The following is a 13,593-nucleotide window of genomic DNA, read 5'->3' as shown; positions in this document are numbered from 1 at the left end:
GCCTGGGGCGGGGTGAAACAGACATCTGGAAAGCAGGCGATCGACTTGCCCGCCGCCGATTTGCAGGAAATTTCCATATTGTTGGCGTAGACCTCATTCGCCATCACGCAGCCCTCACAGTCTGATAACTGAGCAATGCAACAGCGCGTTCGCCAGCGTCGTTGCCCAGGTGGCAGAAGATATTCGGACCTTCGCCGTAGCCCTTGCGGCTGGCGGCCAACGCCACGGCGAGCATGGCCGGGCCGATGGCGGCGCCGACTTCGCCGATGCAGTCGGCCGGGTGCCAGAGATGGAAGAATTCCTTGCGCACGCGCAAGGTTCGGCTCAGGGCGAGGGAGGCTTCCTTGAAGTAGTACTGCTCGCCGGAAATGTCGGTGAGCCGATAATCCATTTGCTCCAACCCACAGCCGGCTTCGCTCAGCGCAGCGCGTACGGCTTGAGTCAGGCCTTCGGCGCGCAGGGGAATGTCTTCGGTCTCCACCGTGGCCTTCTCCACACCGAACCCCAGGCCGATGCAGGCCAGTTGCGGCGTTGCGCTGGCAACTGGAGCAGCCAGTACCACGGCCGCAGCACCTTCACCGGGAATAAAACCGTTCGAGTTCTCGCTGGTCAGCAGGCGTTCGCGTTCTTCGAAGGCGGCCAGGGTCGGTCCGCAAAGGAAGGAATCGACGCCGGCGACCAGCACGTGACGATGGCCGCCCCGGTAGATCAGCGTGCGCGCGTCAAGCAGGGCTACGGCGGCGCTGACCCGGCCGCGGGCGATGATGTCGGAGTCAGGATGAAAGCGCAGGCCCAGTTCAGCTTCGATGTCCTGCAACAGTCTTTTATCGAGACCGTCCAGACGGCCGGGGCGCACGGCTTCGGCCACGCCTAGCAGCAACGGGGTTTTTTCCGGGTCGACCCCAGGGGTGCTCTGTAATGCCTCGGCGATCGCTCGGGCGGCCATCTTGATCAGCTTGGTGCGGCCACGCCAGGGCTGTTCCAGAGGTACGCTGGCGGCAATCAGCCATTCGCCACCTTGGTCGATGAAGCGGGTTTCCTGGAAATTATCGATGGCGCAGCGAATCGCCGCGCAGCTTGCGGGCGCACTGAGGCCGACAGCGCTGACCATGCCAGAGCCGATGATGCAAAGCGCGGTCATCAGTCCGCCTCCTCGGGTGCCTGTTTGGCCTTTACCAGGGAGGAGAGCGACGGGTAGTAATCCTTGCCCAATTCACGGGCACGCCACCAACCCGTGGACATCGTGCCAACCAGCACCTGGGCGATCTCGAACAGGTTGCGTCGCAGGGGACGGGAAACACGCCAGGTCAGTTGCACCTGGCGCGTGTCGGTGTCGATCAGCAGGGTGTCGATCACCGCTTGCACAGTCTCATGGCCACCTTTTTTCAGAAAAAAGGTCACCGGCACGTCCATTTCCGGGATGCGAAAGCCCGCGCGCTCCTGGGGCGTGAGGTTGAGCAGCAACACATCCTCGCCGCCACGCAGGTAAGCAATTTGCTGATCTTCCGGGGCTGCCTGGAAGTAGCGACGGTCGAAATCTTGCGGCAGAAACGGAAAGCAGTCGGCCAGCCAGGCATCGTCGTAAGTACCGGCGAAGCGGGCGCGCTGCGGCCAGCTACGGCCGATGGGGCCGAGCGCCATCGGGCGGAAGTCGCCAGAGGGACTTTCGATCGGTTTGCCCAGTTCCTCCGTATTCGGCATTGGCTTGTAAGCGACTTCAGCACTGTCGATGCTGCCTGGGAACCAACCGCAACCGCTCGGGTTGTGCGGGTAGCAATGAAGCATATCCGGATTCTTGGCCATGGGATGGGAGCCCCCGTAGGCCTGGGCATAAGAGATGTCCTGCTCGGTAAAGGGCTGCGGTAAACCGGGAGAAACCCCCAATAACCCCGGTTGCCATTGCCTGGGGCCGAGAACGGAAAAGGCTTTGCTCATCTGACCGATACGAATGCCCGCGGCCAATTGCGTCACGGGCCGCCCGCCTGGGGCATAGGCTTTGCCGTGTACCAGTACATCGCAAAACGGCTTGATCGGGGCGAAGTCCATTTCCTGCAGCGGAGCGCTGAGGCCAGGCTCGCCGAAGAAAGTATCGGCCATCAGCAACGGTTGCTGGGTGTCGATGAGGGTCGCTGCCCGGCCGTCCAGCGGCAAATTGAACGTGCCTTTGGCCACTATCACCAGGGATTCGCGGCCATCGGGCTCCAGGCCCTGGGTGTAGGCAGCAAGCAGTTTGCTGGCGTTGAGCAGTTCCATAGGCCGACTACCTGTCTAGTTGATCTGCACCGAACCGCCCTTGATGCGGTTCACGCCGGATGATCGGCTCGAAAGATAGGTCCCTCGAATCAGTATTTTGCCCTCGCGGGTGAGGGTGATGCTGGCCTTGCCGCAGCGCAGGACGATTTCCCGTTCTGCGGTGAATTCCAAACGCTCGCCGTCGAGGTGGGCGACGGCAGGCGTCGTGGTTTGCGGCAGGCGCTGGATGCGGCCGATCACCAGCGGCCGGGTCAGGTCGCCGGCCTCGAACATCAGGGCGACCTGGGCGCCGATGTCCTCGCGGCTGAGCGGCGTGGTGGTGCGTGCGGCGAGGCCGCCGTCAGCAGGGCAGCCGGGAAATGCCACGACCGGCGCGTCGGCCTTGGGCACATCCAGCAACAGGCCGATCACCACGCCATCCACGCGCGGCGGCGCGGCAGTGGAGGAGGCGGGCAGGTAATATTCGACGGTCATCGCGCACGCTCCATGACTAGTTCTGCAGAATCTTCTGGCCTTTGACGACCACGTTTTTGTTGGCCTTGATCTTGATGGCGCCGGAGCCGTCGATGGTGATGTTCTTGCCGCTGATCATGATCGTGCCGTCCTTCTTCATGGTGATGCTGGCGTCGCCCGTCGTCAGGCTGATGGAGTCGCCGGCGGTAAGGGAGAAGTGCTTGCCGACGTCCAGGCTGTCGTTCTGCTTGATGTTGGTGGCGCGATTCTGGGCGACGTCGCGGGATTCGTTCTGGCCAATCTGGGTGCTCTGGTTGCCGTTGATCTCGATCCCTTCGTTGCCCTGGACCGTTTCGTTACGGTTGCCGGTGATGCTGATCGTTTCGTTGCCGCCCACGTCCTCGGTGCGGTTGCTGGCGATGCTGATTTTCTCGTTGGCACCGACTTTTTCCGTGCGGTCTGCGCCGATGGTGATGGTTTCATTACTGCCCACGTTCTCGGTGCGATTGGCGCCAATGGTGATTTTCTCGTTGCTGCCAACATCCTCGGTGCGGTTCACACCGATGGAGATGGTTTCGTTATTGCCGACCTTTTCCTTGCGATCCACACCAATGGTGATGGTTTCGTTGTTATCGACGGTTTCGGTGCGGTCGTGCTTGACGTGCACGGTCTCGTCGTTGTCGATGGTCTTGCGGCGATCATGGCCGACCCAGTGGGTCTCGTCGTTCTCGACCTCGATGTCCTGGTTCTTCTCGGCGTGGATAAACAGTTGCTCCGAGCCTTTCTTGTCCTCCATGCGGATTTCATTGAAGTTGGCCGGTGAACCGCCCTTGCTCGAGCGGCTTTTCACCCCGCTCTGGGTGGCATTGGCCGGCAATCCGTAGGGCACGGTCTGTTCAGCGTTGTAGACGCGACCGGTGATGATCGGCCGATCCGGATCGCCCTCGAGGAAACTGACGATCACTTCCTGACCGATCCGCGGGAGCTGCACGGATCCCCAGTTCTTGCCGGCCCAGGCCTGGGACACACGAATCCAGCACGAGCTGTTTTCGTTGGACTGGTCATGGCGATCCCAGTGGAAATGCACTTTGACTCGGCCATATTGGTCGGTCCAGATCTCCTCGCCACTGGGGCCGACCACCACGGCAGTCTGCGGCCCGCGAACAATGGGCATGGGTGTGAGGGGGAGAGGGCGGAAGACTTGGCTGGCATCCATGCAGTCCAGCTCGCTGACGAACTGTTCGGCGACGTCCGACTGGCCGCTTTCATAGGCATCCTGACGGATCTGATAACGGGCGGCCACCACCAGGTATTCACGGTTCTGGTCGGCACGGTCGTATCCCGTCAGCGTGAACACATGACCGCAACCGATGCCGCGGGCGCGACCGCGTAATTGCACACGCTCGAACTGGCTGTGAATGGCTTCGATGCGGGTACGCGCGTAGTGATCGCCATCGTTGCTCTGGACGTATTCACCCGGGTAGTCGTAGAGCGGGTAGTCGGCGTTGGTGTGGTTGCGCGGCACGCTGGAGCGCACCTCAAGACTGGCGCGTGGGCGCAGGAAGTCATAGTCGTTCAGCGCCAGCGAACCGGGTTGGACTTCCCGCGCCAGTTGCCAGTCGTAGAAATGATCGCGCTCGCGCATTTGCCGATCAGGCGGATAGAAGGGCACCGAGGCGTAGTCTGGCGCCGTGGAGTGGGCGCCATAGGCGTCGGCCAACACCAATACATGGCGCGCCTCTTCATGGCGAAAGTAGTAATAGATGCCTTCCTGCTCCATCAACCGACTGACGAAGTCGAAGCTGGTTTCGCGGTACTGCACGCAATATTCCCACTCGCGGTAGCTGCCGCTCAGGCTGTCCTCGAAATCGGAGAAACCGAGGTCGCGGAACACCTGCTTGATGATGTCCGGCACGGTCTTGTTCTGGAAAATCCGGCAATCGGAGGTGCGCGTGAGCAGCCAGAACCAGGGGCGCAAGCTGACGCGGTAACCGGCGAACTGACCGTGGCCGGTCAATTGCCGGCAACTGCAGACAATGCCGTGGAAGTAGCGTTTGCCGCCGTCATACAGTTCCAGGGTCAGGCCCATTGGCTTGCCCAGCAGCTGGTCGAACGTGATCGCCCGGTCTTCGGAGGTCAGGTCCAATTCGTAGTGGAACAACCGCCCCAACTCTTCGCTGCCTTCCATGCCTTGCAACAACAGGACATCGCCGCCGAGAGGACTGTCGACCTGTACCAAACGGTTGTTTTGCGTGATTGCCATGAACGGCTTCCTTTGGCTCGTGTTCGGGCGTCAGTTGGCCGTCGTAAAGAAGGTGGCGTCGCATGCATCGTCGTCGCCATAGGGGATGCCAGGGGGAATCGAGTCCAACAATTGCTGCACATCCACCACAGGGGGATCTCCTTATCGGTCTTGCGGTCTTCAATCAAACTGGACGTACGAGCAGATCCTTATCCTGCGGATTAACGTGTGTCTGGAGCCCGTTGGATAACGTTCCAGCATCGCCCCAAATGGGACGGATACCTGACGTCAAGATAGGTGACGGAAGGTCGTCTACATAGTTTCGTTAGCTATAACTGTAATTCCAAATTCGAATAACTCCACGAGAATGACGAACTCGGCCCTTGAAGCATTTTCTGACAAGAATGTCAGGAGGCGGTCAGCCTGCGGACACCTTCACAGCCTAGACTAGGGAAAATGTACATCCAGGCGATCTTGCAGGGGGGCTTGAAGCATCAGCACCAAGCCAAACATCGGGATCGACTATTTGATCTCCCAATTTGTGGCACCGTTTCAGAGAGGCGTTACCCGATGCGTTTGCTCATTGTCGAGGATGAAGAAAAAACCTCCTCCTACGTCCATCGTGGCTTGACCGAGCTCGGCTACATTGTCGACGTTGCCACGAATGGCATCGATGGCCTGCATTACGCGCTGGAATGGGATTACGACGTGGTGATCCTGGATGTTATGTTGCCGGGCAAAGACGGCTACGACGTGCTGCAAGGCCTGCGCCTGCAAAAGAAAACCCCGGTCATCATGTTGTCGGCCAGGGGGACGGTGGATGACCGCATTCGAGGACTGCGCGAGGGGGCCGATGATTACCTGGGCAAGCCTTTTTCGTTTGCCGAACTTGTCGCACGTGTCCAGGCCTTGATCCGTCGTCGCGCCGGTGACACGGTTGACCTGACACATTTGCGCATCGACGACCTGGAAGTCGATCTGCAAGCGCGCAAGGTGACCCGGGGAGGGCTGCGGCTGGACCTGACGGCCAAGGAGTTCTCCCTGTTGAGCCTGTTGGCGCGGCATCAGGGCGAGATCCTTTCCAAGTTGATGATTGCCGAGCAGGTCTGGGACATGAATTTCGACAGTGACGCCAACGTGGTCGAGGTCGCGATCAAGCGTGTTCGCGCCAAGGTAGATGCCCCGTATCCGCGCAAGCTGCTGCATACCGTCCGCGGCATGGGGTATGTGCTGGAAAGCCGTGAGGTCGATAGCAGGCAAAGTGGAACGCCTTGATGAAAAGATCGATCGCCAAGCGGCTTGCCCTGATGTTCGGCCTCGCTGTCCTGCTGATCATGTCGATCAGTGCGACGCTGTTGCGCTGTTCTTTGGACCAAACGCTCGATGAGCAGATGCAAAACGAGCTGGTCTTGCGCCATTCCGTGCTCGACCCGGTACTGGCGAAATACGATTCGCCGACATTCTGGGTCGGTTTGCGCCAGAAGCTCGACGGCTTGACGCCTGCGGATGAACGGGTGCGCTATTGGATCCTGGTTGACAACCCAGACTTCAGTTACGGCGGGGCGATGCCGGACGGGCAGGATTGGTCGAAGCGCTCCGATGGGCTGTTTACCCTCGACCTGCCTGAGCGGGAGCGTCCCATGATGGCTTTGCTCAAGACCATTCCTGCGATGGGCAACCGTCCGGAGCTGCGTTTTATCGTGGGGCTGGATTCAACGCCGTTCAGGAAGACCCTGGACCACTTCACCAAGATTTTGATCCTGACCTCGGCGTTGGGCATCGGGCTGGTTGCGCTGCTCGGTTACTGGATCGCGCGTTTCGGCCTGGGGCCGGTGAGACGACTGAGCCGTCAAGCCAATAGCCTGCCGCCGGGAGATTCGAAGCAGCGACTGGACACCGAGGCGCTGCCTGGCGAATTGCAGGAGCTGGCGGTGTCGTTCAACGGTGCCCTGGCTCGCCAGGAAGCGGCCTGGTGTCAGCTCGAAGGGTTCAATGCCAATGTGGCCCATGAGCTGCGAACGCCCTTGACCAATCTGATCGGACAGACCCAGGTGGCATTGGCCCACGGGCGCGATGTGGGTGAGCTGCAGGATCTGCTGCAGTCGAACCTCGAAGAGCTGGAACGGATGGGCACCATCGTCAACGACATGCTGTTCCTGGCGGGGGCCGAGAGCGGGCAACGGGCAACCGAGCTCAGTGATGTCTCGCTTTATGAAGAGGCGTTGAAAACGGTGGAGTATCTGGAGCCGGTCTTGCACGACAAACAGCTGGGCGTGGTGATCCAAGGTGACATGCGCGTGTGCATCGACCGACGCCTTTTTCACCGTTCCCTGGCTAATCTGATACAGAACGCGGCGCGCTACGCTGTGCCGACCAGCACGATCACGGTGAGCCTGGTCAACCACGGCATGCAGGTCGAGGTGAGCGTTTCCAATGCCGGAGAGCCCATCGACAATTCGCACCTGGAGCGTTTGTTCGAGCGTTTCTATCGCGCCGACACCGCCAGGGCGCGAAGCGATGCGCACCATGGCCTGGGCCTTTCCATCGTGCGGGCGGTGGCGTCCATGCACGGTGGCCGCGTGTTTGCCCACAGCGAGAATGGGCTCAACACCTTCGGATTCTCCTTGATGAACCAGGCGGCGCCTTAGTCGTCGCCTGCGAGTAAAGTCCATCCGCGTTTGACATCTTCCCGTCAGCCAGCAGTCACCTTGACGTCAGTCGCCCCCGCCTAGAGTGCTACGACCATCCCAACGAGGACTGTGTCGTGGAGCCCACTATGAACATTCGAAACCTGTCGATTGCCGGCCTGCTGGCAGTCATCTCCTTGAGCGGTTCACCGCTGCTCGCCAAAGAACAATCGCAGTTTCCGGCCTACGAATATGGCATGCCGCTGGACATCGCCAGGGTCATTCATATCGAGGCGGCGACATCGCCGGTATGCGAGGTCGTGCCAGCCAAGATGACCTACTTGAACACCCAAGGGGTAAAGAAACACGTCAGCTTTCTGCAGTTGGCTGAGGCGTGCTCGACACAGTGACCGTCCGGCGATGCCGGTTCATTTCTTCAGACAGGGACCATCACCATGTGGAATAGCACAACAACACCCACCATTGGCCGCATGAGCCGGCTTGGAAGACTGGCTCGAATCCTCGCTGCGGGCGTCGCGCTGCTCAGTGCGGTGAGTATCGAAGCCTCCACTCGCGTTGCACCGAAACCAGACTGGTCGACCGGCGACATACCGTCCCAAAAAGGTCGAATTGTCCTGATCACCGGTGGTACCAGTGGCATGGGCTACGAGGATGCGCTGGCCTTGGCGCGTGCCGGCGCCGAGGTCATCATCGCCGCGCGCAACCCGGAGCGCGGCGCACAGGCCATTGCGCGTATCCGCGAGTCCGAGCCCGACGCCAAGGTGCAGTTCGAGAACGTGGACCTGGCTGATCTTTCATCTGTGCGCGACCTGGCCCAGCGTCTCAATCAGCGGCTGCCACGCCTTGATGTGTTGATCAACAATGCCGCCGTCATGGCGCCGCCCGAGCGAGGCACGTCCGCCGATGGCTTTGAACTTCAGTTGGCCACCAACTACCTGGGGCACTTCGCGCTGACCGGCCTGTTGGTGCCGCTCTTGCGTCAAAGCGAGGATGCCCGCGTGGTAAGCCTGTCCAGCATTGCTGCGACGCGCGGCGCGATGAATCTTGATGATCTTCAGAGCGAGCAGAAGTACGACCCGTACGCCGCTTACGCGCAATCGAAACTGGCCGTCTTGCACTGGGCATTTGCCTTGCAGCGGCGCAGTGATGCCGAAAACTGGGGCATTCGCAGCATGGCGGCGCATCCCGGCGTTGCCGTTACCGAGTTGGTCGCACGGGGGCCAGGCCTCGACAGCGAGTTCGGTCGGCGCTGGGCAAAGGACCGTGACGCGTACCACTCAGCGGCACAAGGGGCGTTGCCCACCTTGTATGCCGCCACGGCTGCGCAAGCCGTGGGTGGGGCTTATTACGGCCCGACCGGTGACGATGAAAGACGCGGTCCGTTGGGGTTCGCCAAGACACCGCCTGCTGCGAGCACGGAGGCGGATGCCGAGCGGCTCTGGGTTGTCTCCGAGCGCCTGACCGGCGTGACCTATCGCTGATGCAACCCTGGGCGCGGGCGTCCGTTCCGCGCTTGACCATTGCCTTGTTGCCGTCTCCCCGGAGTCCCTTATGAGTGCGCCGTCCTATTTGCACCGGCTGAGTCTCGCCCTGAACGCCCGCGACGGTGAGTTGCGTCCGGCGCTGTGCGGGTTCCTGCTGTTCCTTTGTCTCTTCACCGGTTACTTCATGCTGCGCCCAATCCGTGAGTCGATGGGTATCGCGGCGGGGGTGGAGAACCTGCAATGGCTGTTTACCGCGACCTTCCTGGTCATGCTGGCAGCCGTCCCACTGTTCGCCTGGCTCAGTTCGCGGGTGCCGCGCCTGCGCCTGATCGACTGGGTGTACGGCTTCTTCGGTTTCAACCTGCTGATGTTCGTCGAGTTGTTCCAGTTCCAACCGGACAGTGTCTGGTTGGCCCGGGTCTTTTACGTCTGGATCTCGGTCTATAACCTGTTCGTCGTCTCCGTGGCCTGGAGCCTGATGGCGGATGTATTCGACAGCGAGCAGGCCAAGCGCCTGTTCGCCTTCATCGCCGCGGGCGCCAGCGTTGGCGGTCTGTTGGGTCCGGCCCTGAGCGCGCTGCTCATCGGCCCACTCGGCGCTTCGGGGTTGATGTTTCTGGCGGCCCTGTTGCTCGGTGCCACGCTGGTGTTGAAACGGGCGTTGATGGGGTGGCGCGAAACGGGCGGGGCTGGCCGTCCCGGCGCCGCGCCGACGCAAAGCCCCCGGCAGCCATTGCAGGGTAATCCGTTCAGCGGCCTGACGGCGGTGTTCAGGTCACCTTACCTGTTGGGCATCGCCGGGTTTGTCGTGTTGTTGGCGACGGTCAGCACCTTTCTCTATTTCGAACAGGCGCGCCTGGTGGCCGAGCTCTATCCCGATCGCGCGGCGCAAGTACGCATCTTCGGCACCATCGACATCATCGTGCAGGCCGGTGCGTTGCTGTCCCAACTGTTCATCACCGGTCGCATCGCGCCGAGGCTGGGGGTGCGTACTTTGTTGGCCGTCGTGCCGCTGCTCATGTGCATCGGCTTCCTCGGCCTGGCGTTGGCGCCGGGGTTTACTCTGCTGGCGGCATTGATGATCGTGCGGCGGATCGGCGAGTACGCGTTCGTCCGACCGGGCAGGGAAATGCTGTTCGCGCCGCTGGATGCCGAGAGTAAATACAAGGCCAAGAACTTCATCGACACCGTGGTTTATCGCGCAGGTGACGCCATGAGCGGCTGGGCCAAGAGCCTGCTCGACCTCCTGGGGCAAGGCGCCGCTCCGGCCGCGATAATCGGTGCCTGTTGCGCACTGCTGTGGGGTTACTTGGGCTGGCAACTGGGGAGGAGGGCGGATGATGCCACGTTGCGGGAGTTGCGCTTGGCGGTCATCTCGGCCAGGGCATGAAGACCGTGCCGACCAGAATGAAACCCACTCTATTGTCTGCTGCGTCGTTGCGGCGAGGAAAGGTGAAGCGAATGAGTCTGAAAAACAAGATACTGGCGGTCGTAGCAGTCATTGCCTTCTCGGCGTTCTCCACTGCGTTTGCGGGCAAAGAAAATTCCGTGGTCGGAACCTGGCGCATGGTCAGTGCAACCGTTGAGAGCCAGGGCATTAAATCGAATGCTTATGGCCCCGATCCTCATGGTTGGCTCGTCTTCACGCCAGAGCTGACGTTTGTCGAAGTACTCACGGATCCACGCGTGCCGGCGTTTCGATCCAACGTTCGTGGCGAAGGCACCGATGAGGAAAACCGGGCAGCGATGGCAGGGGGCATCGGTTTTTTCGGGCGATATACCGTCGACCAGAACGGTGAGTTCATAGGCAACACTGTCGAAGGGTCTACGTTCCCGAACTGGGTGGGCGCTGTGCGCACCCGGGACGACCTGCAGTTGAAGGTCGATGGCAACCGGATGGTAGAAGATTTTCGCCGCCCGGATGGGGCGAAGGTTCACATCGTCTGGGAGCGTGTAAGGTGATTTATTGTGAGTTCAAATGTTGACTGTGAAGGCTTCTACGAATGGTACCCCAGGCTTGTCAGAATCTGATTGCGGGGGGAGTGGGGAGGGCGTTTTCGCATGTGTTCCAAGGGGCATAGCGGGTTATGAATAGTTTGGAAGTAGCATCAAGAATGAATTTCCTGCGGTGGTTGGGTCAACCGCCGGAAAACCTGAAGGTTCTGTCGGATTACTGCGCCGCGCTTGAAAAAGGCACGTGGGCACAGTCATTTATCGACTGCGTTTATCAGTACAGCCATCATCACGTGCCCGATATGTATGACAAATACATACTGTTCGATGTTATTCAGGCCCTGAGACGGTGCAACGGAAACTACCTGACCTTTCAAGTGCAGGTGGTTGAAGGGCCTTTTGCCGACAAGGCGATCGATGAAAACAACGAAGTCCTGAGTCAATTGCCGGAGCCATTCGAGTCACGTTTTCTGGGGGGGAATCAGGATGAGGATGGGTATTTTCGGTGGAACCGTCCGATCCATGCGCCCATTGCGGTGGGGACTGAATTTCATTGGACATTGCTCGATGCGCTGTCGCTGCCGCTGGAAGTGGGGACCAACTCTTCTGCCAAGTTCCAGATGTATATGAATACCCGGGGCGGTGTCGCGCGATGGCCCTATGGTGCCGAGCACGTAACGGTGTTTATCAACTGCGACTTGATCAAGCCTTGTGGCAGTGAGGATGAAAAGCATGAAGCGTTACGCTTGGCGAGCAAGGAAAGCATCGCCCAATGCAGGGTAGGGAGGAGCCCTTGGGAAAGGTGGAGGGAAGAGGTAATGGGCTGATCGTTATTCAAGTGCTGTTGGATGCAGCCCCGATTGGGTATTTCATGCAAAAGCCATGATGGCAGTGATAGCATATAGCCTTCACTGGATGATCGATGGAAAACCCGCCATGCAAGAAGAAGGACGCACCTTAAAGAAGAATAAGCTGGCCATTGGAAAGCGCAACGAATTCGCCATCTGGGGGTACCTGCTCGGTGAAGGTTTCGACGTGTTCCCGTCTTTGGTCGATGATAAAGGGATAGACGGACTCGTCGGGTATCAGGGGCGTTATTTTGAGGTACAGATCAAGAGCGGCGTGAACTGGAACAATCAGCGTGGGCTCAGTCGTTTAACGGTCAGTGCAAATCCTGAACGCATTTTTTTGATCTATAACACCACGGTAGATGACGTCCGATATTTCACCGGCCAACAGATTCTGGACGAAATCGATTGGCAGGTTTCAATCGATTGGCCCATCTCGCAGCTCAAGTTGCCTAAACGAATGTTGGAAAAATATCAGGCTCATGACTGGGAAGGGTTCGTTGCATACTTGCGTACACCACAAACCTTAGCGGCACAATGATACGCTTCGGGCTGAAGCTGTCGATATCGATTCGATGACACTAGGGATGCACCTATAACAACCAAAGGAATGAGGCCGTGTTCAACGACGAATCAACCCCCGACTATAAAGTCGACCTCCTCGAATACCTCGAAAGGGAATTTAGGTCTTCAGAAAATTATTTGTCGACATTGAATATAAAAACGTCGCTAATGACGTCACAAGACAACATGGAGCACCAGTATGATTTTCTGCAGGCGGTTGTAGGCTCTGATAGTGGTACTGCTGGAAAAGAGTGCCAAGAAATTTTTAGGAAGTTTCTACGAGATTACCTGGACCCCGAAGTGGAAATCGTTATGGATGGCAGGGTGTTTCTAGGTAGAGATATAGAATCTCCGCAGCTTGATATCATCCTTGTAAAAGATATGCCACCCGTTGTTTCGCGGACTTATGTGCCTGTTCAGTATGTGATTGCCGCCTTTGAAGTAAAACTGACACTTGTGCCGGGACACTTAGAAAAAATTCATAAAACGGCCCAAAAACTGAGATTGCATCATCGTACAGGGACTGCGCGAGAGGAGCTTGTGTCTCCCATTGTCTATGGTGTGCTGGCGCTATCAAGTAAGTTCACGCCCGCCACCAGAAACAAACTCTCAAGAACCTTAGCGACAAATGACGCCGAATGCACAGCGCTTATTAAAAAACTAGAAAGTCTAGGTCCGCCCTCACATCCAGCCAAATCGATTGATCTATTGCTCGTAGCAGATGCATTTTCCATAGTCGCGTCAAAAACCATAAATTATTCTGAAAAGTATCCGGCCGATTGGCTTCCCGATGTACAGCTCTGCTATCGCTTCAGTATATCGAGTCACAGGCTGGCGGAACTCGAAGATGAACAATATTCAATGATGTGGAGATATCCCGGGCACAGTCATATAGGGGCTTTTTTGTCTGGTCTTTATTTGCTCTTGTGGCGAGAAGGGGCTATTTCTGAGCGTAACCCAAGCATTTACTATGATTTTGACTCTAGAATCCTGGCGCCTATTTATGGTTGGAGTATCGACACGCTTGGTGCTGAGTTCAAAAAACACTGGATAGCTAACATCGAAGACGAAACCAACCTAGAGTGGGCGTGGACGCACCCGCAATAAAAGTGCTCGGCTGGGTAAGCATCCACCTCAAAAATCAACCA

General features: G+C 58.6%; 14 protein-coding genes. 9 read left to right on the top strand and 5 right to left on the bottom strand.

Features of this window, described 5'->3' with window-relative positions:
- From LQ215_RS18045 to LQ215_RS18025, 5 genes are all read right to left on the bottom strand, one after another.
- On the bottom strand, positions 1-104 hold a 104-nt coding region (locus tag LQ215_RS18045), incomplete at its 3' end, for a hypothetical protein (protein WP_230151826.1).
- Entirely contained in the window at positions 104-1,144 is a 1,041-nt protein-coding gene (locus tag LQ215_RS18040; RefSeq protein WP_230151824.1) for a hypothetical protein, read from the bottom strand. The genes LQ215_RS18040 and LQ215_RS18045, both read right to left, overlap by 1 nt.
- A complete protein-coding gene (locus LQ215_RS18035) occupies positions 1,141-2,253 on the bottom strand; it encodes a DUF2169 family type VI secretion system accessory protein (RefSeq protein WP_230151822.1) in 1,113 nt (370 codons plus the stop codon). Before LQ215_RS18035 ends, LQ215_RS18040 begins: the two co-directional genes overlap by 4 nt.
- Positions 2,254-2,268: 15 nt before the next feature.
- Complete coding sequence (locus tag LQ215_RS18030) at positions 2,269-2,727, bottom strand: DUF6484 domain-containing protein (protein ID WP_230151819.1); 459 nt, start codon at positions 2,725-2,727, stop codon at positions 2,269-2,271.
- 16 nt (positions 2,728-2,743) lie between these two features.
- The gene (locus LQ215_RS18025) at positions 2,744-4,969 is read right to left on the bottom strand and encodes a type VI secretion system Vgr family protein (protein WP_230151817.1); all 2,226 of its coding nucleotides are present in this window, start codon (positions 4,967-4,969) and stop codon (positions 2,744-2,746) included.
- Between the two features lie 549 nt (positions 4,970-5,518).
- Here LQ215_RS18025 and LQ215_RS18020 point away from each other — a divergent pair.
- From LQ215_RS18020 to LQ215_RS17980, 9 genes are all read left to right on the top strand, one after another.
- Positions 5,519-6,223 (top strand): heavy metal response regulator transcription factor, encoded by a 705-nt coding sequence (locus LQ215_RS18020; RefSeq protein WP_013693379.1) that lies wholly within the window; start codon positions 5,519-5,521, stop codon positions 6,221-6,223.
- Positions 6,223-7,596, top strand: a complete 1,374-nt coding sequence (locus LQ215_RS18015) for a heavy metal sensor histidine kinase (RefSeq protein WP_003201917.1) — start codon at positions 6,223-6,225, stop codon at positions 7,594-7,596. The genes LQ215_RS18020 and LQ215_RS18015 overlap by 1 nt, the downstream gene beginning before the upstream one ends.
- Before the next feature lie 128 nt (positions 7,597-7,724).
- On the top strand, positions 7,725-7,985 hold the full coding sequence (locus LQ215_RS18010; protein ID WP_003201919.1) for a DUF2790 domain-containing protein: 261 nt from the start codon (positions 7,725-7,727) through the stop codon (positions 7,983-7,985).
- A gap of 45 nt (positions 7,986-8,030) precedes the next feature.
- Positions 8,031-9,077, top strand: a complete 1,047-nt coding sequence (locus LQ215_RS18005) for an oxidoreductase (protein WP_052239519.1) — start codon at positions 8,031-8,033, stop codon at positions 9,075-9,077.
- Positions 9,078-9,147: 70 nt separating this feature from the next.
- Positions 9,148-10,470: an NTP/NDP exchange transporter gene (locus LQ215_RS18000; protein WP_230151815.1), complete on the top strand. Its 1,323-nt coding sequence runs from the start codon at positions 9,148-9,150 to the stop codon at positions 10,468-10,470.
- A gap of 71 nt (positions 10,471-10,541) precedes the next feature.
- A complete protein-coding gene (locus LQ215_RS17995; protein ID WP_230151813.1) occupies positions 10,542-11,042 on the top strand; it encodes a lipocalin-like domain-containing protein in 501 nt (166 codons plus the stop codon).
- Between the two features lie 125 nt (positions 11,043-11,167).
- Positions 11,168-11,860, top strand: a complete 693-nt coding sequence (locus LQ215_RS17990; RefSeq protein ID WP_230151811.1) for a hypothetical protein — start codon at positions 11,168-11,170, stop codon at positions 11,858-11,860.
- A 109-nt stretch (positions 11,861-11,969) separates the two neighbouring features.
- The gene (locus LQ215_RS17985; protein WP_230151809.1) at positions 11,970-12,422 is read left to right on the top strand and encodes a hypothetical protein; all 453 of its coding nucleotides are present in this window, start codon (positions 11,970-11,972) and stop codon (positions 12,420-12,422) included.
- Positions 12,423-12,499: 77 nt separating this feature from the next.
- Positions 12,500-13,552, top strand: a complete 1,053-nt coding sequence (locus tag LQ215_RS17980) for a DUF6602 domain-containing protein (protein ID WP_230151808.1) — start codon at positions 12,500-12,502, stop codon at positions 13,550-13,552.
- Positions 13,553-13,593: the final 41 nt, after the last annotated feature.

The sequence above is a fragment of the Pseudomonas brassicacearum genome (assembly GCF_918698105.1).
Classification (GTDB): domain Bacteria; phylum Pseudomonadota; class Gammaproteobacteria; order Pseudomonadales; family Pseudomonadaceae; genus Aquipseudomonas; species Aquipseudomonas brassicacearum_F.
This window is presented reverse-complemented; position numbering and strand designations above follow the sequence as displayed.